Origin of the sequence: Streptomyces sp. NPDC032472, from assembly GCF_040636955.1 — a bacterium.
Classification (GTDB): Bacteria; Actinomycetota; Actinomycetes; order Streptomycetales; family Streptomycetaceae; genus Streptomyces.
The window spans coordinates 20,038-42,129 of sequence record NZ_JBEZVK010000060.1 but is presented as its reverse complement, the minus strand read 5'-3'; the positions used below and the strand labels follow the sequence as shown (position 1 = coordinate 42,129).

At 74.5% G+C, this 22,092-nt stretch carries 17 protein-coding genes; 12 read left to right on the top strand and 5 right to left on the bottom strand.

Annotated features, from left to right (window positions below; genetic code table 11):
- Nucleotides 1–26 precede the first annotated feature (26 nt).
- The 5 genes from AB0F11_RS29685 to AB0F11_RS29665 all read left to right on the top strand — a co-directional run bounded on the left by AB0F11_RS29685 (nt 27) and on the right by AB0F11_RS29665 (nt 9,899).
- Nucleotides 27–905 (top strand): hypothetical protein, encoded by an 879-nt coding sequence (locus AB0F11_RS29685; protein WP_362180137.1) that lies wholly within the window; start codon nt 27–29, stop codon nt 903–905.
- A 101-nt stretch (nt 906–1,006) separates the two neighbouring features.
- On the top strand, nt 1,007–4,507 hold the full coding sequence (locus tag AB0F11_RS29680; RefSeq protein WP_362180134.1) for a hypothetical protein: 3,501 nt from the start codon (nt 1,007–1,009) through the stop codon (nt 4,505–4,507).
- A 114-nt stretch (nt 4,508–4,621) separates the two neighbouring features.
- Nucleotides 4,622–6,292, top strand: coding sequence for a serine/threonine-protein kinase (locus tag AB0F11_RS29675; RefSeq protein WP_362180132.1), 1,671 nt, complete (start codon nt 4,622–4,624; stop codon nt 6,290–6,292).
- Between the two features lie 118 nt (nt 6,293–6,410).
- Entirely contained in the window at nt 6,411–8,042 is a 1,632-nt protein-coding gene (locus tag AB0F11_RS29670) for a succinic semialdehyde dehydrogenase (RefSeq protein ID WP_362180129.1), read from the top strand.
- A 69-nt stretch (nt 8,043–8,111) separates the two neighbouring features.
- Nucleotides 8,112–9,899 carry a GMC family oxidoreductase gene (locus AB0F11_RS29665; protein ID WP_362180126.1) on the top strand — a complete coding sequence of 596 codons (1,788 nt, stop codon included), beginning with the start codon at nt 8,112–8,114 and terminating at the stop codon, nt 9,897–9,899.
- Between the two features lie 519 nt (nt 9,900–10,418).
- On the opposite strand, the gene AB0F11_RS29660 is transcribed toward AB0F11_RS29665, so the two are convergent.
- A complete protein-coding gene (locus tag AB0F11_RS29660) occupies nt 10,419–10,688 on the bottom strand; it encodes a chorismate mutase (protein ID WP_362180123.1) in 270 nt (89 codons plus the stop codon).
- A 366-nt stretch (nt 10,689–11,054) separates the two neighbouring features.
- Here AB0F11_RS29660 and guaA point away from each other — a divergent pair, with 366 nt between their 5' ends.
- The 4 genes from guaA to AB0F11_RS29640 all read left to right on the top strand — a co-directional run bounded on the left by guaA (nt 11,055) and on the right by AB0F11_RS29640 (nt 15,588).
- A complete protein-coding gene (guaA, locus tag AB0F11_RS29655; protein WP_362180120.1) occupies nt 11,055–12,653 on the top strand; it encodes a glutamine-hydrolyzing GMP synthase in 1,599 nt (532 codons plus the stop codon).
- A 122-nt stretch (nt 12,654–12,775) separates the two neighbouring features.
- Nucleotides 12,776–13,573, top strand: a complete 798-nt coding sequence (locus AB0F11_RS29650) for a class II aldolase/adducin family protein (protein WP_362180117.1) — start codon at nt 12,776–12,778, stop codon at nt 13,571–13,573.
- A 205-nt stretch (nt 13,574–13,778) separates the two neighbouring features.
- Nucleotides 13,779–15,044: a hypothetical protein gene (locus AB0F11_RS29645; RefSeq protein ID WP_362180114.1), complete on the top strand. Its 1,266-nt coding sequence runs from the start codon at nt 13,779–13,781 to the stop codon at nt 15,042–15,044.
- A gap of 19 nt (nt 15,045–15,063) precedes the next feature.
- Complete coding sequence (locus AB0F11_RS29640; RefSeq protein ID WP_362180111.1) at nt 15,064–15,588, top strand: TQO small subunit DoxD; 525 nt, start codon at nt 15,064–15,066, stop codon at nt 15,586–15,588.
- Here AB0F11_RS29640 and AB0F11_RS29635 read toward each other — a convergent pair.
- Nucleotides 15,525–15,800 carry a hypothetical protein gene (locus AB0F11_RS29635; protein WP_362180108.1) on the bottom strand — a complete coding sequence of 92 codons (276 nt, stop codon included), beginning with the start codon at nt 15,798–15,800 and terminating at the stop codon, nt 15,525–15,527. The genes AB0F11_RS29640 and AB0F11_RS29635 overlap by 64 nt on opposite strands.
- A complete protein-coding gene (locus AB0F11_RS29630; protein ID WP_362180106.1) occupies nt 15,787–17,163 on the bottom strand; it encodes a PspC domain-containing protein in 1,377 nt (458 codons plus the stop codon). Before AB0F11_RS29630 ends, AB0F11_RS29635 begins: the two co-directional genes overlap by 14 nt.
- 131 nt (nt 17,164–17,294) lie before the next feature.
- Here AB0F11_RS29630 and AB0F11_RS29625 point away from each other — a divergent pair, with 131 nt between their 5' ends.
- The 3 genes from AB0F11_RS29625 (at nt 17,295) to AB0F11_RS29615 (ending at nt 20,501) form a co-directional block, all read left to right on the top strand.
- Nucleotides 17,295–18,590, top strand: coding sequence for a PspC domain-containing protein (locus AB0F11_RS29625; RefSeq protein WP_362180103.1), 1,296 nt, complete (start codon nt 17,295–17,297; stop codon nt 18,588–18,590).
- Complete coding sequence (locus tag AB0F11_RS29620) at nt 18,587–19,312, top strand: response regulator transcription factor (RefSeq protein ID WP_362180101.1); 726 nt, start codon at nt 18,587–18,589, stop codon at nt 19,310–19,312. The genes AB0F11_RS29625 and AB0F11_RS29620 overlap by 4 nt, the downstream gene beginning before the upstream one ends.
- Nucleotides 19,313–19,397: 85 nt before the next feature.
- Nucleotides 19,398–20,501 carry an alpha/beta hydrolase-fold protein gene (locus AB0F11_RS29615; protein WP_362180098.1) on the top strand — a complete coding sequence of 368 codons (1,104 nt, stop codon included), beginning with the start codon at nt 19,398–19,400 and terminating at the stop codon, nt 20,499–20,501.
- A gap of 33 nt (nt 20,502–20,534) precedes the next feature.
- Here AB0F11_RS29615 and AB0F11_RS29610 read toward each other — a convergent pair whose 3' ends face one another.
- Complete coding sequence (locus tag AB0F11_RS29610; protein WP_362180095.1) at nt 20,535–21,593, bottom strand: NlpC/P60 family protein; 1,059 nt, start codon at nt 21,591–21,593, stop codon at nt 20,535–20,537.
- A 123-nt stretch (nt 21,594–21,716) separates the two neighbouring features.
- Complete coding sequence (locus AB0F11_RS29605; RefSeq protein WP_362180092.1) at nt 21,717–22,070, bottom strand: hypothetical protein; 354 nt, start codon at nt 22,068–22,070, stop codon at nt 21,717–21,719.
- Between the last annotated feature and the right edge of the window lie 22 nt (nt 22,071–22,092).

Below are 22,092 nucleotides of genomic sequence, written 5' to 3'. Positions count from 1 at the left end.
CCGACCGCACTGCCCGGAGGTAGCGCATGCTCGCCGAGACCATATGTTCCGCGGTGGCCGCGGCGGCCGGCCAGGTCGCGCCGGCCCCGCTCACCGACGTGATGTCCCGCCGCACCATCGGGCTCGCCATCGCCGGCGTGGTCGTCGCGCTCGCCGCCATCGGCTCGCTGCTGGTGTACGTGTTCAGCGGCGACGACGCGGCGGACAAGAAGAACCAGGGCAAGGGCGGCCAGGGCGGCACCACGGTCTCCGGTACTCCCGCCCCGGGCGGCTCCGGCAAGACCGGCGAGACCGCCGCCACCGCCGGCAAGACCGGCGGCGGCACCGGCGAGCCGGGCCAGGGCCAGAGCCCGAGCGGCGGGCAGAGCCAGGGCCAGACGGCCTCGCAGGGCCAGAGCCAGGGGCAGGGCCAGGGCGCCGTCCCCGGCGGCCCCGCGGCCGGCGGGATCCCGGCGGGCTTCGCCCTGGTGACGGACCCCGGCTACCACTTCTCGATGGCGATGCCCCAGGGCTTCCGGCAGACGGACATCGCCGGCGACAAGTCCGGAGCCATATACAGCCTCGACGGCGGCTTCCCGCGCATCCAGGTCGACTACACCAACCACCCCGGCAACGACGCCCGCGCAGCCTGGTTCGCGCTGGCCCCCGGGGTGGCGGCCAGCAGCCAGAACTACCGGCAGATCCGGCTCGACCTGGTCCCGTACCGGAACTACCCGACCGTCGCGGACTGGGAGTTCGAGCGCGACCAGAAGGGCATCCGGGTCCGGGTGCTCGACCGCGGCTTCAAGATCGACTCGACCCACGGCTACGCCATCATGCTCAGCTGCGCCGCGGACCAGTGGGACGGGCCGGAGTGCACGCAGATGCGCAACGTGGCGTTCCAGACCTTCCAGCCGCTCGGCTGACGAGCCTTCCAAGGCCCGGGACGCGGGCGCTGCGGGCGACGTATCGTGTCAGCGGGGGCCGTGGGGAACCGGCCGCCCGGCACGTACTCGGGGGAGGCGGAGTGGAGGACTACGCGGGCCGGATCCTGGCCGGCCGCTACCGTCTGCCGCTGCCGCCGTCGGACGACTACGAACTGGTCGAGACCCGGGCGTTCGACACGCGGAGCGGGCAGGAAGTCCTGGTACGGCAGGTGCCCTTGCCGGAGATCGTGGACGCGGAGCTGCTGGACGGCGAGGCCGACGGCTTAACCGGGCCCGCCGCCGGACCCGGCCGCGCCCCCCGGAGCGCTCCGCAGGCCGGGGAACTGCCGGCCGTGCGCAGGGCCATCGCCGCGGCCCAGGCGGCCGCGTCCGTACCGGACCATCCGCGGCTGGACCAGGTCTTCGACGTGTTCGCCGAGGGCGGGTCGCTGTGGATAGTGAGCGAGCTGGTGCCGGCCCGGCCGCTGGCCGCGCTGCTCGCCGACGAGCCGCTGACCCCGTACCGGGCGGCGGAGGTCGCCGCGGACCTGCTGACCGCGCTGCGGGCGCTGCACGCGCACGGGTGGACGCACCGGAACATCACGGTCCGGACCGTGTTGATATGCGATGACGGGCGCGTCGTGCTGACCGGCCTGGCGGCCGGCGCCGCGGAGGACGCCCTCTGCGGCTACGACCCGGTCCCGCCCGACCCCACCGCCCAGGCGTGGGACACCCCGCCGCCCCCCAACGGACCGTTCTCGGTGCCCGGTTCACTGCCGCCCGGCCCCGGCGCGGCCCCGGCCCCGCCGGCCGGCAATACCCCGCCGCTGCCCGGCGGCCCGCTCGCGCCCACCCCGCCCGGCCACGACGTGGTGCCGGCCCGGCCCGGGCCCGGTCACGCAGTCCCGCAGACCGCCCCGGGCGCGCTGCCGGCCCGTCCCGGTTCCGGGGAACCCGCCTCGCGGGGCTACGGCTCGCTGCCGGCCCAACCTGGGCCCGGCGACCCGGGGCCGTACGCCGCGTCCGGTTCGGATGGTCCCGGGGTGACGGGCGCCGGTGGCGCCGGCCGGGGCGACGAGGCGCCGCAGGCGTCGGACCGGCGGGCGGGCGAGGGCGGTTACGCCCCGCTGGTGGCGCCCGGCTACGACACCGGGCCCCGCTACACGGACCGCATCACCCCGGGAGCCCGGGACACGGACCGGCCCGAGCCGAAGGCCGCCGCCCGCGCCGGGGCCATCGCCGCGTACCGGGCGGGCGCGCAGGCCGCGACGGCCCGCGTCACCGAGCAGCGCAAGGCCGTCCCCGCGCCGCCCGCGGGCCCCCGCCCGCAGGGCTCGAACCTCCCGCAGGGCTACGAGTACCCCTACGGCGGGCCCGTCCCGGCCACCCCGGCCAGCCCCGGAACCGGCCAGGGCGCCGTCCCCGGCTCGTCCGGCGGTACGGGTACGGCTCCCGGCTCACCCTCCGGTACGGGTGCCTCCCCGGCGCCGGGGGAAGGTACCGCCGGTGCTGCCGCGTCGGCCGCCCGACCGGGTGTCGGCCCGGACGGCGAATCCGGCGCGGGCACCGCTTCCGGCCTGGGCACCGCCCCCGGCCTGGGGACGGGCCCGGGAACGGCCGGCGGCGGCTCCGGCAGCGGAACGGCCCCTGGCGCGAGGGCCGGTACGGAGCCGGCCCCCGGAGCGGAGGCCGACACGGGCATCGGCACCGGCACCGCAATGGCCTCCGGCGCGGGAGCGGCCACCGGTACGGACGCCACCGCAGGCAGGGGTGCCGGCCCCACGGGCGGTGCCGACGGCGGGGCTGTGCCCTGGCACGGGGCGGCGCCGCGTCGGCAGGGCCCGCTTCCGTCGGCCGAGGCCGGAGGCGGGAGCGCTCCGCACGCACGGCCGGAGGCCGGCCCGGCCGGCCCGGTACGGCCGGCGCTCCCGGCCCAACTCGCGCTGCCCCAGGGCTACCACCAGGCCGAAGACCCCACAGCCCACCTGCGCCCCGGCCGGCCCGGCCACCCCCGGCCGAACCTGCCGATCCCGGCCCACCCGGCCGGCTCCCGCCCCGCGCCCCCGCCCGGGCAGCAGCCCGCCGACCAGACCAGGGCTCCGCACGCAGCCGGTGGGCCGGCGCCGCACACCCCGGGCGCCGTACCCGGGCCGTACGCCACTGCCGAGCCCCGGGCCGGGGGCGTGGTGTCCCCGGGGGCGGGCCCGGACCCCGCCATGACCCCGCGCCCCGAGTCCGGGCGGGAGCCCGGCAGGGACCTGCACCACGCGCCCGCGACCCCCGGCGCGGGCGGCGGCCCGCAAGGCCCCCAAGGCCCCCAAGGCCCCCGAGGCCCGCGCTCCCCGGCCACGCCGCCCCCCGCGCCCGGGCGGGAGCCTGGCGGGTACGGCGGGGCCTGGGGCGGGGCCGGGGGCGGCCCCCGCACCGGGCTGGACGCGGAGCGGGCCCGGCAGACGCGGATGGCCGTGGTCGGGGCCGTCACCGAGCGCTGGGCCCCCGAGCAGGCGGCCGGTGCCGTCAGCGGCCCCTGGCAGCTGGCGGCCCCCGTCGGGCCGGCCACCGACCTGTGGGCGCTCGGCGCGCTGCTCTACCGGGCCGTGCAGGGCCACGCCCCGTACCCCGAGGACAGCGTCGCCGAGCTCGTCGAGATGGTCTGCGCCGAGCCCCCCGCCTTCGCGGAGGAGTGCGGTCCGCTGCGCCCCGTCGTGGAGTCGCTGCTGCGTCAGGACCCCACCGAGCGCCCCGACTTCGAGGAGCTCCGCGGCTGGCTGCGCTCCCTCGTGCGGTCCGCGCCCGAGCCGGATGCCGCGGGCCCCGGCGCGCTCCCGGCGCCGGAGCCGGATCCGGCCCGGCTGCCCGTCGTACGCCGCCGCGGCGACCTGCACGGCCGGCACCGCAACCCGGCCCCCTCCCACAGGCCGCGCCACCTCGGCCGGACCCTGCTGCTGGGCGTGCTCGCCCTGATGGCCGGGGCCGTGGCGTACGCCATGCTGTTCCTCCCCAGGGCGCAGGAGGCCGACAAGGCCGGCAAGGCCGACGCGCCCGCGCCCGTGGCCGATACGCGCACCTCCTCGCCCGCGGCCGCCCCCAAGAGCCCGGCCCCGGACCGTACCCCGGCCCCGACCCGGCTCCAGACCCCGGCCCCCGCCCCGCCCGGCTACACCACCCAGCAGGACCCGGAGCACTTCGAGATCGCCGTGCCCGACGGCTGGGAGCGCCGCGGGATGAACGAGGCCGGCCAGGTCCGCTACACCGACGGCCAGTACGTCCTGACCGTCGTCCCGGGCCGGGACAAGGTCGAGGGCGGCAACCCGGATCCGGCGACCTACCAGAAGGACAAGGAGCCCGAGCTGGCCCCGTACCGCTCCTCCACCTGGGCCAGCGGCGGCGACGTGAAGACCACCAAGGTGGGCCAGCAGCTGCGCGTCACCGGCCGCTACACCTGGATCGACGGCGCCGGCCGCAACGTCGTGGCCCGCAACTTCGTCGTGGCCCTCGGCGGCAGCTACCACGTCGTCATGGTGACGGGCCCGCAGGACGGCGAGGGCAAGGTCACCGAGGTCTTCGATAAGGCCACGGGCAGTTACAAATCGGGCGGCTGATGGAGAATCAGTACGGCAATTGCGTCACAGTGGTGCCGGAACCGTGCCCTCCGTGTATCGGCGGAGCCGCCGCATTCGTAATCTGGCCCGGAGTGCACAGAGTGGCGGGGTTTCGTGGAACAGCAGACAGGTGTGGGCGCAGTGCTCGCCGGCCGGTACCGGCTCGTGGAGCCCATCGGCAGCGGCGGCATGGGCAAGGTCTGGCGCGCCCATGACGAGCTCCTGAACAGGACCGTCGCGGTCAAGGAACTGACGGCGGGTCTGTACGTGGCCCAGGCCGACCGGGAGGTCCTGCACGCCCGGACGCAGAAGGAGGCCCGGGCCGCGGCCCGGATCCAGCACCCGGCGGTGGTGACCGTCCACGACGTGCTGGAGCACGACGACCGGCCGTGGATCGTCATGGAGCACGTCGACGGCCCCTCCCTCGCCGAGGCGGCCAAGGCGGCCGGCCGGATCGATCCCCGCGAGGCGGCCCGCATCGGGCTGCACGTGCTGGGCGCGCTGCGCGCCGCGCACGCGGTCGGCGTCCTGCACCGCGACGTCAAGCCCGGCAACGTGCTGCTCGCCAAGGACGGGCGGGTCCTGCTCACCGACTTCGGGATCGCCGCGATCGAGGGCGACTCCTCCATCACCCGCACCGGCGAGATCGTCGGCTCCATCGACTACCTGGCCCCCGAGCGGGTCACCGGTGCCACCCCCGGAACCGCCTCCGACCTGTGGTCGCTGGGCGCCACCCTGTACACGGCGGTCGAGGCCCGCTCGCCGTTCCGCCGCACCTCGCCCATCTCCAGCCTCCAGGCCGTGGTCAACGACGAGCCGCCCGCGCCGCGGCAGTCCGGCCCGCTCGGCCCGGTCATCACCGCGCTGCTGCGCAAGGACCCCGAGGAGCGGCCCTCCGCGCAGGAGACGGAGCGGATGCTGCTGGAGGCGATGGAGGGCCGCGAGCCGAAGGCGGCGCAGGCGTACGTGCCGACCCGCGCGGTGACCCCGGAGGAACTCGCCACCGCGCACGCCCCCAAGCCGGCCGCGGCCTCCGCCACCGCCTCCGCACCGCCCCTCACGGCCACCGCCGCCGTGCCGGACGCCGCCACCGCGGCCGAGCCCGTACGCACCGCGGCCCTGCCCGAACAGCCCGCCGCTCCCGCGCCGTCGGACCGCAGCGCCGGCCGGATCCGGCGGGCCGCGGCCGTCGCCCTGGTGGCGGCGCTGCTCGGCGGCGGCGCCGTGTTCGGGGTGCTGAAGCTCACCGGGGACTCCGAGGAGGACCGCGGCTCGGACAAGAACGCGAGCGCGCCCGATGCGCAGGACGGCGAGGAGGACGCCGGACCGCCCTCGGGCTACACCGAGGTCACCGACCCGGTCGGCTTCACCCTCTACGTACCGGAGGGCTGGAAGCGCCAGATGGACGGCAACCAGATCGACTACACCGCCGACAACGGAAGGCACTTCATCCGGATCGCGACGGACACCACGCCGGACTACGACACCCCGTACGCGCACCTGCTGGACCTGGAGAAGCAGGTGAAGCAGCGCTCGGACTACAAGCGGCAGAAGCTGAACCAGAACACCTTCCAGGACAGCACCCGCTCGGCCCTCTGGGAGTTCACCTGGACCGAGAAGGGCACCCAGGCGGGGCCGCGCCGGGCCATCGAGCAGATGTACATCGCCCCGGACGGCACCGAGTACGCGGTGTACATGTCGGGCCCGGCCGCCGACTGGGCCACCACCCGCCAGCAGTTCGACACGGTGCTCAGCGGCTGGGCGCCGCCCGCCAAGAAGGGCTGAGCCCCAGGGCCCGTCCGGCCGGGCGGGACGGCATCCTGCCAGCGATTGCTGGCGGGTTTGGCAAAATCCGGTTACCGACGGGTACCCAAAGCCTCCCGCGAGCAATACGCTCACCGCCATGACGGACTCGCAGGCCCCGGCGGCCCCCCTCCGCACCGCACCGCAGCCCACCAACCCGGTCGCTCCCGCGCCGGCCGGTGCCCGCACCGCAGCCGACGTGGTCACCCCCGGCCTGGTCTCCCGGCTCACCCGCGGAGTGATCGGCTCCGGTCGGACCGCGAACCACACCCCCTTCACCGGGGACAAGCTCGCCGACCTCCCCGAGGCCACCCCCGAGGACGTCGCCGAGGCCTTCGGCCGGGCCCGCGCCGCGCAGACCGCCTGGGCCGCGGTGCCCGTCCGCCGCCGGGCCGCCGTCCTGCTCCGCTTCCACGACCTGGTCCTGGCCCGCCAGGCCGAGGTGCTGGACCTGATCCAGCTGGAGACGGGCAAGGCCCGCCTGCACGCGCACGAAGAGGTCCAGGCCGTGGCCGTCGCCGCCCGCCACTACGGCCGCAAGGCGCCCGCGTACCTGCGCCCCAAGAGCCACACGGGCGCGATGCCGACCCTGACCAAGGTCACCGAGCTGCGCCAGCCGCGCGGGGTCGTGGGCCAGATCGCCCCCTGGAACTACCCGCTCGAACTCTCCGTCGGCGACGCCCTGCCCGCCTTCGTCTCCGGCAACGCCGTCGTGATGAAGCCCGACACCGAGACCGCGCTCACCGCCCTGTGGGCCCGCGACCTGCTGATCGAGGCCGGGCTGCCCGCCGAGGTCTTCCAGATCGTCCTGGGCGAGGGCCCCGTCGTCGGCCCCGAGGTGGTCCGGCACGCCGACTACGTCTCCTTCACTGGCTCCACCCGTACCGGCCGCGAGGTCGCCCAGGGCGCGGCCGCCCGCCTCGTCGGGGTCTCCCTCGAACTCGGCGGCAAGAACGCCATGCTCGTCCTGCACGACGCCGACGTGGAGAAGGCCGCCGCGGGCGCCGTCCGCGCCTGCTTCTCCTCCGCCGGCCAGCTGTGCATCTCCATCGAGCGGCTCTACGTCCACGCCTCGATCGCCGACGCGTTCCTCGACCGCTTCGCCGCCCGCACCAGGGCGATGCGGCTCGGCAGCTCCCTCGCGTACGGCGCGGACATGGGCTCGCTGGTCGGCGAGCGCCAGCTGGAGACCGTGACCCGGCACGTGGACGAGGCCGTCGCCAAGGGCGCCACCCTGGTCGCGGGCGGCACCGCCCGGCCCGACATCGGCCCGCTGTTCTACGAGCCCACCATCCTCGACGGCGTCGAGGCGCCGATGGCGGTGTGCAGCGAGGAAACGTTCGGCCCGGTGGTCTCCGTCTACCGCTTCACCGACGAGGACGAGGTCATCGCCGAGGCCAACGCCACCGCGTACGGGCTCAACTCCAGCGTCTGGACCAAGGACGCCCGCCGTGGCCACGCCGTCGCCGCCCGCCTGCGCACCGGCACCGTCAACATCAACGAGGGCTACGCCCCCGCCTACGGCAGCGCCCAGGCGCCCATGGGCGGCATGAAGGACTCCGGCCTCGGCCGCCGACACGGCTCCGAGGGCATCCTCAAGTACACCGAGGCCCAGACCGTCGCCCACCAGCGGGTGCTGCCGATGGCGCCCGCGCTGGGCATGGACGACGAGAAGTACGCGGCGTTCATGACCCGCAGCCTGAAGGTGATGAAGGCTCTCCGCCTGCGCTGAACCCCCGACAGCCGACAGCCGACAGCCGACAGCCGACAGCCGACCGCCGACCGCCGAGGAGGCACAGCAGTGTCGTACGACTACGACGTCATCGTCATCGGATCGGGCTTCGGAGGATCGGTCTCGGCGCTGCGGCTGACCGAGAAGGGCTACCGCGTCGGCGTCCTGGAGGCCGGGCGCCGGTTCACCCGCGAGAGCCTGCCGAAGAACAGCTGGGACCTGCGCAACTACCTGTGGGCCCCGGCCCTCGGCCTGTACGGGATCCAGCGGATCCACCTGCTCGGCAACGTGATGGTGCTCGCGGGCGCCGGCGTGGGCGGCGGCTCCCTCAACTACGCCAACACCCTCTACGTTCCCCCGACCGCGTTCTTCGAGGACCGGCAGTGGGCCTCGATCACCGACTGGCGCGAGGAGCTCGCCCCGTACTACGAGCAGGCCAAGCGGATGCTCGGGGTGCGCCTCAACCCGACCACGACCCCCTCCGACGTCCACCTCAAGGCGGTCGCCGAGAAGATGGGCGTCGGGGACACCTTCCACATGGCCCCGGTCGGCGTGTTCTTCGGCGACGGCGCGGACGCCGAGGGCGGGGCCGTGGCCAGGCCCGGCCAGGAGGTGGACGACCCGTACTTCGGCGGTGCAGGCCCCGCCCGCAGGGCCTGCACCGAGTGCGGCGAGTGCATGACCGGCTGCCGGCACGGCGCGAAGAACACCCTGAACGAGAACTACCTGCACCTCGCCGAGCGCGCCGGCGCCGTGATCCACCCGATGACCACGGTCACCGCCCTCGCCGAGCACCCGCAGGGCGGCTACCGCGTCCGCACCGTCCCGACCGACGCCCGCCGCCGCGGCGTCGCCAAGGAGCTGCGCGCCCGGTACGTGGTGGTCGCGGCGGGCACGTACGGCACGCAGACGCTGCTGCACACCATGAAGGACAACGGGCTGCTCCCGCGGATCTCCGACCGCCTCGGCGAGCTGACCCGCACCAACTCGGAGGGCCTGGTCGGCGCCCAGACCGACGACCGCCGCTACCGCAGGCGGCACGGCGGGGGCCCCGGCAAGGAGCAGCGCGCCGACTTCACCCGCGGCGTGGCGATCACCTCCTCCGTGCACCCCGACGCCGACACCCACATCGAGCCCGTCCGCTACGGCCGCGGCTCCAACGCGATGGGCTTCCTGACCGTCCTGCAGGTGCCCTACAGCCGGCACCGGGTGCGGGCCTGGTTCGCCCGGACCGCGAAGCACCCGGTGCAGCTGCTGCGTTCGCTGTCGAACCGCCGCTGGTCGGAGCGGACGATCATCGGCCTGGTCATGCAGTCGCTGGACAACTCCCTGACCACCTACCGCCGCCCCGGCGGCCTCGGCAAGGGCCTGCTCACCGCCCGCCAGGGGCACGGTGCCCCGAACCCGGTGCAGATCGAGGAGGCCACCCGGGCCGCGACCCTGCTCGCCGAGGAGATCAACGGCTTCCCCGGCAGCAACGTGGGCGAGCTGATGGGCACCCCGCTGACCGCGCACTTCCTCGGCGGCTGCCCGATCGGCGCCTCGCCCGCCGAGGGCGTCGTCGACCCGTACCACCGGCTGTACGGGCACCCCGGCATCTCCGTGGTGGACGGCTCGGCGGTCTCCGCCAACCTCGGGGTCAACCCGTCGCTGACGATCACTGCGCAGGCGGAGCGGGCGATGTCGTACTGGCCGAACAAGGGCGAGCAGGACCCGCGCCCCGAGCAGGGCGGGGCCTACGTGCGCGTCTCCGCGGTGGAGCCGGTGCGCCCGGCGGTGCCGAAGGAGGCCTTCGGCGCGCTGCGGCTGCCGATGCTGCCGGTCCCGGAGGTGCCGCCGCGGCCGGCCGGCGCCTGAGGCGGGGCCGCGGCGCGTGCGACCCGGCACATGACACGCGGCGGGTACCGCGCTCCCCCTCCGAGCGCGGTACCCGCCGCGGTACATAGGTGACAGGTGTTCGCCTCTGAAGGTTGTACCCGGACAAGCGCCGTTTCCGTGTGGTGTCGGTCACACCGAGTGGCGGTCCGCAGGGCTCCGTGGGCGGCGCAGAGGGGGAGGGGCGGGCCGCAAAGGGGCCGGGCAGCAACAGGGCCGGGCAGCAACAGGGCCGGGCCGGGACAGGGCCGTGCACGCAAAAACGGCCGGCCCGGGGCGTCCCCCGAGCCGGCCGTCCTTTCCGGGGTGACCGGGCTGCTGTCCCCTGCCGTCCGGTCACGCGAAGGAGCGAGGTCCCACGACGCACGGCCCACGGGTCGTGCGCCTCATCGCTCCGGCGGAGCCACGCGTGGTGCGGCGGTCGCGCCTGGCTGACGCGGCCACCCCCACCAACGACGGCCTCCGGGCCCGGTCACGGGCCGGACGGGTGACGAACAGGCGTCAGACGCGGCCGCGGCACAGTTCCAGCAGGGTCATGGCCAGGCCGGTGCCGGGCTTGCCGAGGGCGTCGCTCCAGTGCGCGAGCACCTCCATCTCGCGGGAGAGGTGGACGCGGCGGCCGCCGGAGGTGATCCGGGCGTCCTGGATGACCGCCGAGACGGCCATCCGCTCCTGGATCAGGCCGATGATCCGGTCGTCGATGGCGTCGATGCGCTCGCGGGAGGCGGCGATCAGCTGCTCGGTGGCGGTGGCGGTGGCGGTGCTGCTCATGGCGGGGGTCTCCTGTCGGTGTGGGGCGGGGAGTCCGCAGGACCGGTGGGAAACGAGAAGCGCCCCGGTCCTGATCGGACCGGGGCGCTTCGGGAAGTCAGTGGCTCAAGCGAGCATCACGAGGACCCATGGCGGCCGGACCGTCCGGTGCCATAGGTAAAGAGGAAGCCCATGTGCTTGCGCATGAAACGGATTATGACCGGCCGCTCGGCCGCGGGCCAACCCGGCCCGGATGCTGAGACGCGGCGGACCTTGGCGCCACCCAGGCCCGCGTGATCCCGGCCTCGGACGGTGAGACGAATCGGTCCGCGTGTCCCCCGTTAGAATTGACAAAACAGCCACCCTCTTCCGCCGGAAGGCCGCCCCGTGCCAGAAGCACCCTCCGCCGCCCACGACAGCGCCCCGGACACGGTTCTCGTCGTCGACTTCGGCGCCCAGTACGCCCAGCTCATCGCCCGTCGTGTCCGCGAAGCACGGGTCTACAGCGAGATCGTGCCCAGCACGATGCCCGTCGCCGAGATGCTGGCCAAGAACCCCAAGGCGGTCATCCTCTCCGGCGGCCCGTCCTCCGTGTACGAGGAGGGTGCCCCGCGCCTGGACGACGCCCGCGGCCTGTTCGAGTCCGGCGTCCCGGTCTTCGGCATGTGCTACGGCTTCCAGCTGATGGCGACCACCCTCGGCGGCACCGTCGACAACACCGGCGCCCGCGAGTACGGCCGTACCCCGCTGGCCGTCTCCAAGACCGGCTCCACCCTCTTCGAGGGCACCCCCGAGCACCAGTCGGTGTGGATGTCCCACGGCGACGCCTGCTCCGCCGCCCCCGAGGGCTTCACCGTCACCGCGTCGACGAACGTCGTCCCGGTCGCGGCCTTCGAGAACGACGAGAAGAGCCTGTACGGCGTGCAGTACCACCCCGAGGTGATGCACTCCACGCACGGCCAGCAGGTCCTGGAGCACTTCCTCTACCGCGGTGCGGGCCTGCAGCCCACCTGGACCACCGGCAACATCGTCGAGGAGCAGATCGAGGCGATCCGCCAGCAGGTCGGCGACAAGCGCGCCATCTGCGGCCTCTCGGGCGGCGTGGACTCCGCGGTCGCCGCGGCCCTCGTCCAGAAGGCCATCGGCTCCCAGCTGACCTGCGTGTACGTCGACCACGGCCTGATGCGCAAGGGCGAGACCGAGCAGGTCGAGAAGGACTTCGTCGCGGCCACCGGCGTGCAGCTGAAGGTCGTCGACGCCCAGGAGCGCTTCCTGAAGGCGCTGGCCGGCGTCTCCGACCCGGAGACCAAGCGGAAGATCATCGGCCGCGAGTTCATCCGCGTCTTCGAGCAGGCCCAGGCCGAGATCATCGCCGAGGCCGAGGGCGGCCCGGACGTGGCCTTCCTGGTCCAGGGCACCCTGTACCCGGACGTCGTCGAGTCCGGCGGCGGCACCGGCACCGCCAACATCAAGTCCCACCACAACGTGGGCGGCCTCCCCGAGGACATCGAGTTCGAGCTCGTCGAGCCGCTGCGCCAGCTGTTCAAGGACGAGGTCCGCATGGTCGGCCAGGAGCTCGGCCTGCCCGAGGAGATCGTCCAGCGCCAGCCGTTCCCCGGCCCGGGCCTGGGCATCCGCATCGTCGGCGAGGTCACCAAGGAGCGCCTGGACCTGCTGCGCGAGGCCGACGCCATCGCCCGCCACGAGCTGACCGCGGCCGGCCTGGACCGCGAGATCTGGCAGTGCCCGGTCGTCCTGCTCGCGGACGTCCGCAGCGTCGGCGTCCAGGGCGACGGCCGCACCTACGGCCACCCGATCGTGCTGCGCCCCGTCTCCTCCGAGGACGCCATGACCGCGGACTGGACGCGCATGCCGTACGAGGTCCTCGCCCGGATCTCGACCCGCATCACCAACGAGGTCAAGGACGTCAACCGCGTCGTCCTGGACTGCACGAGCAAGCCCCCGGGCACCATCGAGTGGGAGTAGTCCCCGCCCGTACGTGACGAAGCCGCCGCCCCCCACCGTGGGCGGCGGCTTCGCCGTTCCTCTGGCCAGTTGCGGGCCCCGCGGGTACCTTGCGCCGCGAACCGACCGAGGAGGGGACCGCCATGCAGCCGGACCGGCTCGAATCCGTGCGCCCCGGCCCCGTGCGCCCCGGCCCCGTGCCCGTGGACCGGCTGCGCTTCGAGCTGCCGCCCGTCCACGACGACCCGGCGCAGGAGCGAGCGCACCGCAAGGAGCGCCTCGCCGGTGCGCTGCGGCTGTTCGCCCGGCTCGGCTACGAGGAGGGCGTCGCCGGGCACGTCACCGCCCGGGACCCCGAGTACGACGACTGCTACTGGGTGAACCCCTTCGGCCGGGCGTCGGCCACCCTGACAGCCGGCGAACTGCTCCTCGTCGACGGGGACGGGCGGGTCCTGCAGGGGGAGCGGCGGGTCAACGAGCTGGCCTTCGCCGTGCACGCGGCCGTGCACCGGGCCCGGCCCGAGGTCGTGGCCGTGGTCCGCGCGTACGCCCCGTACGGCAGGGCGCTCGCTGCGCTCGGCGAACTCCTCGCCCCGATCACCCAGGAGGCCTGCGCCTTCTACGAGGACCACGCCCTCGTCGACGCGTACACGCACGGCGCCGGCGACGCCGAGGAGTGCCGCCTGATCGCCCGCGCGCTCGGCCCGTACAAGGCGCTGATCCTGCGCAACCACGGGCTGCTGACGGTCGGGGGCTCCGTGGACGCGGCGGCCTGGTGGTTCGTCGCTGCGGAGCGGGCCGCGCAGGTGCAGCTGATCGCGCGGGCCGCCGGCAAGCCGGTGCCCGTCGACCACCGCAGCGCGCTCGCCGCCCGGGAGCGGTTCGGCACGGACCTCGCGGCCTGGGTCAGCTACCAGCCCCTGCGGCAGTCCGTCGCGTAGGACGTCCGGCGGGAGGTCCGGCAGGACGTCCGGCGGGACGTCCGGCGGGACGCACGGCGGGACGTCCGGCGGGTGGGCCGTGCGGGTGACGTCAACATCATGAACGGACAATCACCTGCTCTGACATCGTGCGCAATCCGGAGCACTGCCGCAGTGGTGCACAATTCGCTGGCATTGCACCGTAGTTCAGAGAGGCGGCAGGCACGTGGCTGTCCAACAGATCCCCCGAAGCACCCACGGCGGCGCCTGCACCTGCGACGACTGCCCGCACGGCGCGCAGGAGGGGCACCGGCGCGCGGTCGCCGCGTTCCTGGAGAAGCGGGACGAGTTCGCCGCCGGGCAGGGGCTGCCGGCCGCGGTGGCCCGCTCCGCCGGCGCCTCCCGGCAGTGGGTCTCCGACGAGCTGACCCTCTCGGCCCGCACCGTCGCCGACCGCGGCCGCGAGGCCGGCAACTCCTGGCTGTACCTGTTCTCCCGGCGGGCGGTGCTCGCCGTGTGGGTCGCGGCCGGGGTGCTGCTGCTGGCGCAGGTCGGCACCGCGCTCGGCACCGGCTGGTCCGCGGCCCGCACCGCCGGGCTGCTGGCGGCCGTGGTCCTGGCCGGGCTGCTCACCGCCGCCGCACGCGCCCAGCCGGTGCGCGGCGGGCTGCTCGCCCCGCTGGTCGGGGAGGACAACCGGCTGTCCACCTCGAAGACGGTGCCGAGCGCCTGGCTGCTGCTGACCGCGTTCGCCGCGCTGCTGCCCGCGCTGCAGCTGGCGGCCTCCCCGCACGGGCCGCATCGGCGCGCGCTGTACGAGGGCCTCGCGCTGGAGCAGGCCCTGCCACTGCTGACGGTGGTGGCCCTCACCTCGGCGGTGGCGGTGCTGGTGCGCCGGGTGGTGACCGTACGGATCCTGGGCCAGCGGCTGCAGAAGCTGCCGGCGGACCGGCCGCGCGGGGCGGACCTGCTCACCGACGACGCGGGCCGCGGCAGCTTCCCCGACGCGCAGTACGTGCTGGTCTCCACGGTGGTGCTGGCCTACGCGGCGGTGACCCTGGCCAGGTTCCCCGACCGGCTGCCGCGGCTGCCGTGGGCGCTGGCGGTGCTGGTGGCGCTGTCGGCGGCGGTGTACCTGGCGGCGAAGTACGCGGAGGTGACCCGTCCGCTGGTGCTGTCGGTGGTCCGCAGACGCGAGCCCGGCGACCTCGACGCGGCGATCCGGCCGGGCGACGACATCGAGATCCGGGGGGTCGGCTTCGTCCCGCCCGGGGCGCAGACGCCGGAGATGCTCGCGCGGCTGGTGGTGCGGATCGGAGCGGTGCACGTGCACGTGCCGCTGGTCCCGGTGGCGGGCGGGTTCACCAACCCCTCGGACGCGGTGCTGACCGTACCGGTCCCGGCGGAAGTGGAACCGGGGCGCGTGGAAGTCCAGGTGGTCACGGCGGCCGGAGTGGAATCCAACCGCTGCACCGTCGACGTGGCCGAATGAAGCGGGTAGACATGGGGGCGTGACCCGAACCGACGTTCCCGAAGCACACCCGGCCGCGGCCCCCACCCTGCGGGAGAAGGCCGCCCGGTACGCGCTCCTGCCGCTGCGGATCTTCCTGGGCGTGACCTTCGTCTACGCGGGCCTGGACAAGCTGACCGACCCCGCGTTCCTGTCCGCCACCGGCAGCGGCTCCATCGGCGAGCTGATGCACGGCGTCCGCGACACCTCCGCCGTCCCCGCCCTGGTGGACCTGGCCCTGCTCTCGCCCGTCGGCTTCGCCGTCCTGCTGGCCATCGGGGAGATCGCGGTGGGCCTGGGCGTCCTCGCCGGGCTGCTGACCCGGCTCGCCGCCGCCGGCGGGGCGCTGATCTCGCTCAGCCTGTGGCTCACGGTGTCCTGGCAGGTGTCCCCGTACTACTACGGCAACGACCTGGCCTACCTGATGGCCTGGCTCCCGCTGGTCCTCGCCGGCGCCCCCGACTACTCGCTCGACTCCCTCATCCGGTCCCGCCGCTCGGAGCGGTCCGCGCGGTCGGCGCCGTAGGCGGGGTCCGACAGGCTCCGGCGGTCGCGCCGCACCGCGTAGGTCACCATCCCGACGAACGAGGCCAGGACCAGCCCGCCCGCCGCCATGGGGACGACGAGGAACCAGGGCAGGTCGGCCTCGCCGGTCGCGTCGAGCAGGTACAGCACGCCCGCGGCCGTCAGGACCAGGCCCGCGATCAGCCGTCCCGGCTGGAACTCATGACGCCGCACGGGCCACCTCCACCTGTCCCACACCCGCGTGCAGGTGCAGCTCGATCGTTCCGCCGGCCTCGGTGCCGGCGGCCGGCTTCAGCGTCTCCTGCTGGGTTTCGCCGCCGCTCTTGATGCGTACGTCCCGGCTGTCGTCGCCGGGCAGCCTGATGTCGCCGAGCTTGACGGAGACGTCCGCCTGCGCGGTGACCTCGCGGGGCACGACCACCTTCAGGCGGCCCGCCCCGATCTCGGCGTGCACGGTCAAGGTGGTGCCCTTGGGGACGTCCAGGCGGCTCAGGTCGAGGGTGGCGAGCCCCGTGCCGGACTCGTAGCGCGGCTTGACGTCGGCCACCGCGGCCGGCCGCCACTCCACGTACTGCCAGTCCGTGCCGACCTCGCGGGGCAGCGCGGAGGCCCCGGCCAGCAGCCCGGCCGTGATCATCGCCAGCAGTACCGTCCCGAAGCCGGTGCGTCCCTTGACCGAGCTGACCGCCAGGCCCAGCCCGAAGACCGCCAGGGCCGAGGCCAGCCCGATCTGGAGCGCGTGCGAGAGCGTGCTGCCCTGCCAGACCGAAGCGGTCGCGGCGGCCCCGGCCAGCACCGCCAGCACGAACACCCGGCCGCCGATCCCGGAGCCGTCCGGCCTCCGCAGGGCTCCCGTTCCCCGGCCGGAGACGGACGTGCCCGCGCCCCGGCCGCCCGCCGCATCCGCCGCGGCAGCCGCGGCGTCGTCATATGCGGCGGGCCCCCACAGGTAGCCGCTCGCCCCGACCGGGCCCGTGGTGCCGTCCTTGACCAGCGGGTCCCGCCACCACGACGGGCTGCCGGGCGCCGGCGGGGCCTTCGTCTCCGGCGGCGCCGGACTGCCGCCGCCGCCCGCCTGGGGCTCCGCCTCGGGCGCCGGGGCGTGCCGGTGGCGCTGGGACCAGTACGCGGCCCCGCCCAGCGCGAGGACCACCAGGACGGAGAAGGCCGCCAGCCCCCCGTTGTCCAGCATCGAAAGGAACAGCGCGCACCCGACCAGCGCCGCGAACACCGCGGCCAGGGTGGCCCCTTCGACCCGGCCGGTCAGCATCTTCTTCGCCTCGCTGTCCTCCTCGCCCTCCACGGGCAGCAGCAGCCAGGCGAAGCCGTAGAAGATCAGGCCGACGCCGCCGGTGACGGCGAGGACGCCGAGCACGATCCGGAAGACCACCGGGTCCAGGTCGAAGTACCGGCCCAGGCCCCCGCACACGCCGGCGAGGACCTTGTCGCGCTTGCTGCGGCGCAGGGGCGGCCGGTCTGCGCCGCGATCGGTGCCGCGGTCGGACGTCCGGTCGGTGCCGCGGTCGGTGGCCCGCCCGTCCCGGGCTGCCTGCGGCGGGGAGTCGTGCTTGGTCATGGGTCCATGGTGGCGGGCCGTCCGGCCCCGCGGCATCGGGCCCTACCCTGGGACAACCCTGATATCCCCCGCTCCGATCTGGGGGGATGCCCTGATGCCCGGCGCCCGCGGCCCGTGTGACCATCAGTGACATGCCCGTTCCCGCCGCCCCGCGCACCCCGCACGCCCAGGACCCCGACGAAGCGCCACCGCGCAAGCTCTACCGCAGCGCCGACGGCCGCATGCTCGGCGGTGTGGCGCGCGGCCTCGCCGGTCACCTCGGGCTCCCGGTCATCTGGGTCCGGCTCGCCTTCCTCGGCCTGTTCATGTGGGGCGACGGGCTCGGCGTCCTGCTCTACGCCGCGTTCTGGGTCTTCGTACCGCTCGGCGTCGGCGGCCGCACCGCCGACCGCTCCTTCTTCGAGACCCTGTCCGACGGCAGCCGCCGCCTGCGCAAACCCGCCAAGGGCCAGATCACCGCGCTCGTCGCGCTGTGCATCGGCGCAGGGATCTTCATCGCCAAGGTCCAGGCGGGCGGCGCCTCCGGCCGGTACGTGTGGCCCACCCTGCTCGTCGGCGCCGGCGTCGTCCTCGTGTGGCGGCAGGCCGACAACGCCCGCCGCGCCCACTGGGGCCCCACCGCCGACGGCAACCGGCGCATGTTCCAACTAGCCCGCTCCCTGGCCGGCGTGGCGCTCGTCGGCGTCGGCCTGACCGTCTTCATGGTCGTGCGCGGCTCCGCCGCCCAGCTCGGCAACGTCCTCACCGCCGCCCTCGCCGTCCTCGTCGGCATCGCCCTGCTCGCCGGACCTTGGCTGATCCGGATGACCCAGGACCTGTCCGAGGAGCGCCTGATGCGCATCCGCGCCCAGGAGCGCGCCGAGGTCGCCGCCCACGTCCACGACTCCGTCCTGCACACCCTCACCCTGATCCAGCGCAACGCCGAGGACGTCGGCGAGGTCCGGCGCCTGGCCCGGGCTCAGGAGCGCGAGCTGCGCAACTGGCTGTACAAGCCCGAGGGCACCGGCAAGGACGAGGCCGAGGAGCCCGCCACCCTCGCCGAGGCCGTCAAGAAGGCCGCCGCCGAGGTGGAGGACCACCACGGGGTCCCGATCGAGGTCGTCGTGGTGGGCGACTGCCCCCTCGACGAGAAGCTGGGCGCGCAGATGCAGGCCGCGCGCGAGGCAATGGTCAACGCCGCCAAGTACGGTGGCGAGGGCGGCCCGGTGCAGGTGTACGCCGAGGTGGAGGGGGCCACGGTCTTCGTGTCCGTACGGGACCGGGGGCCGGGCTTCGACATCGACGCGGTACCGGACGACCGCATGGGCGTACGAGAATCGATCATCGGCCGGATGCAGCGCAACGGCGGGACCGCACGGCTGCGGTCCGCGCCCGACGGCGGCACGGAAGTCGAGCTGGAGATGGAGAGGGCGGCGAGGGCGGCATGACGGAGCAGAACGCAGACGCGCAGGCGCAGGGAGCGGGGCAGGGGCAGGCGCAGGCGGCGGAGCGGCGGGTCCGCGTCGTCCTCGTCGACGACCACCGGATGTTCCGCGCGGGCGTCCAGGCCGAGATCGGCGAGACCGACCGCACCGGCGTCGAGGTCGTCGGCGAGGCGGCCGACGTCGACCAGGCCGTCACCGTCATCACCGCGACCCGCCCCGAGGTGGTCCTGCTCGACGTGCACCTGCCCGGCGGCGGCGGGGTCGAGGTGCTGCGGCGCTGCGCCCCGCTGATGGCGGCGGCCGAGCGCCCGGTGCGCTTCCTCGCCCTGTCGGTGTCGGACGCCGCCGAGGACGTCATCGGGGTCATCCGCGGCGGCGCCCGGGGGTACGTCACCAAGACCATCACCGGCGCCGACCTGGTGGACTCGGTCTTCCGGGTGCAGGACGGCGACGCGGTGTTCTCGCCGCGCCTGGCCGGCTTCGTCCTCGACGCGTTCGCCTCGACCGATGCGCCGCCGGTCGACGAGGACCTGGACCGGCTGACCCAGCGCGAGCGCGAGGTGCTGCGGCTGATCGCCCGCGGCTACGCGTACAAGGAGATCGCCAAGCAGCTGTTCATCTCCGTGAAGACGGTCGAGTCGCACGTCTCGGCGGTCCTGCGCAAGCTGCAGCTGTCGAACCGGCACGAGCTGACCCGCTGGGCGACGGCGCGCCGCCTGGTCTGATCGACCGGCGGTCCGGCCCTTGTGATCCACGCCGCAGGGCCGCGGGGGAACCCGGGCGGGCCGCGCCGCCCTCTAGGGGGGCGTGATGAGCTTGACCGGGACCCCCTTGTTCGTGACGGCGATCGCCCTCGCGGTGATCGCCGTGGTGCTGCCGCTGGCCGTGTGGACCAGGCTGCGCGGCCCCGTGGCCGTGCGCGTCGTGCTGCGCGGCCTGATGGTGGTCTTCGCCCAGGTCACGGCCGTCGCCCTGGTGTTCCTCGCGGTGAACCGGGACATGAACTTCTACGCCTCCTGGGGCGACCTGATGGGTACCGGGAAGTACGTGACGGCCGCCCCCGACCTCGGCCCGGACGGCAAGGGCGGCAAGAAGGTCGAGGCGGCGCCGAAGGTGCTCCAGGAGTTCCACCCGGTGGAGGGCGTCGGCGGCCGGGTGCGGAAGACCGAGCTCGACGGCAAGATCTCCGGGGTCAAGGGCGACGTCATGGTGTGGACGCCGCCGCAGTACGACGACCCGGCCTTCAAGGACAAGAAGTTCCCGGTCGTCGAGCTGATCCCGGGCATCCCCGGCACCGGCAAGTCCTGGTTCCAGGGCCTGCACGCCCACGAGGTGCTGGAGCCGCTGATGAAGAGCGGCAAGGTGGCGCCGTTCATCCTGGTCTCGCCGCGCGCCATGCTGCTCGGCAACGCCGACACCGGCTGCGCCAACATCCCCGGCAAGGTCAACGCGGACAGCTGGTTCAGCGTCGACGTCCGCAAGATGGTCACCGACAACTTCCGCGTCTCCGACGATGCCCGCACCTGGGGCGTCGCCGGGTACTCGGCGGGCGCTTACTGCGCCGCCAAACTGGCGATCGCCCACCCCGACCGCTACAGCGCGGCCGTCTCGCTCTCGGGCTACAACGACCCGGGCCAGGAGCCCTCCTCGCTGGTCGCCCAGGACCCGGAGCTGCGCCGCACCCACAACCTCAAGAGCGTGCTGCAGACCCAGCCCGCACCGCCCGCGGTCGCGCTGTGGATGTCGGGCGCCGAGCAGGACGGCTACCTGTCCGGCATGGACCTCAAGGCCCTCGCGAAGAACCCGACCACGGTGCACGCGGAGAAGGTCGTCGGCGGCCACAACCTCGAGTCGTGGTCGAAGCAGCTGCCGCAGACCTTCGGCTGGCTGACCTCGGTCGTGAAGTTGCCGTAGCCGGTGTCGGCGGGCGGCCCGCGGCCGTCGCCGTCACGCCGGCCGGGCCGCGCCCGCCCACGGCATGGAGTCGATCGGCGCGACGCGGACCGTCGAGCCCGGGTGCGGCGCGTGGATCATCTGGCCGTTGCCGATGTACAGCCCGACGTGCGTGACCCCGGAGTAGAAGAACACCAGGTCGCCGGGGGCCAGCCGGTCGCGGGAGACGCGCTGGCCGGCGTTGATCTGGGTGTAGGTGGTGCGGGGCAGGGAGACCCCGGCCGAGCGCCAGGCCGCCTGGGTCAGTCCGGAGCAGTCGAAGGCGTTCGGGCCGGTCGCGCCCCAGACGTACGGCTTGCCGATCGCCCCGTAGGCGAAGGCGACGGCGCGGGAGGCGCGCGAGCCGTCCGAGGGCGGGGCCGCGGGGGCCGCGCCGCGCGGACCGGTGGCGGCCGGCGGGGCGGCGCCGCCGGCCGACCGCGCCTCGTACGCGGCGCGCTCCTCGGCGGTGAGCCTGGCCAGCAGCTGCTTGGCGGTCGCGAGCTTGCCCTCGACGGTGGCCTTGTACGCGGCGAGCTCCCCCTCCCGCTCGCGCAGGTCGGCGAGGCGCCCGGCCGCCGCGTCCCGCAGCTGGCCGACCTCCTCGAGCTGACGGCGTACGGAGGCGATCTCGGCGGCGTTGCGGTCGCCGGTCCGCGTCAGGAAGGAGGCCCGGTCCAGGTAGTCCTGCGGGTCGTCGGCGAGCGCGAGGGAGGTGGCGGGCCCCAGACCGCCGCTGCGGTACTGGCCGGCCGCGAGCGAGCCGAGGACCCTGCGGGCGGTGTTGAGGCGGTCGGTCCTGCGGGCGCTCTCGTCGCGCAGCCCGTTCAGCGCGCGCTGTGCCTCGTCGGCCTTCTCCTTCGCCCCGTTGTACCGCTCGGCGGCGGCCTCGGCCTCCTCGTAGAGCCGGTCGACCTCCGCCTTGACCTGGGCGGGCGTCTGCTGCGGGTCGGCCTGGGAGGTGCCTTCGAACGCGGTGGCGGTGGCAGCGCCCGCCAGGGCGAGGGTGGTGGCGGCGGTGCGTACGGTGCCGCCGCGGAGCGGGCGCTGCCGGGGCTTTCGATGACTGGCCACGAGGGCCTCACATCCTTCCTCCGTCGGGGGCGGGCCTGGAGGAGGACGCTAGACCGCGGGGTAACGGCCGGATGACGAAATGATCGTAAGTGCCCCGACGTGACCGGATGTGTTGGTTCCGGATCAGTGCCAGAGGGTGGCGATGAAGATATTGACCACGGTCAGTCCGCCGACCGCGCCGAACGCCGCCTTCTCCACCCGCTCCTCGTCGCGCTTGACGTAGACGAGGGCGAGGACCACGAAGAGGACGGCGAGCTTCACGCCGATCTTGATGTGGTTCAGGCTGCCGCCGTCCATCTCGCGGAAGCCGACCAGCAGGACGCCGGTGACGAGCATCGTCAGCGCACCGTGCAGCATCGCCGGCACGAAGCGGGCGGTGCCGGCGCTCATCGCCTTCATCTGGGTCAGGAAGCCGCCGAGGAGGGAGGCGATCCCGATGATGTGCAAGGCGACGAAGGCGTTGATGAGTGCGTCCATGCCGTCGAGCGTACGGGGGCCG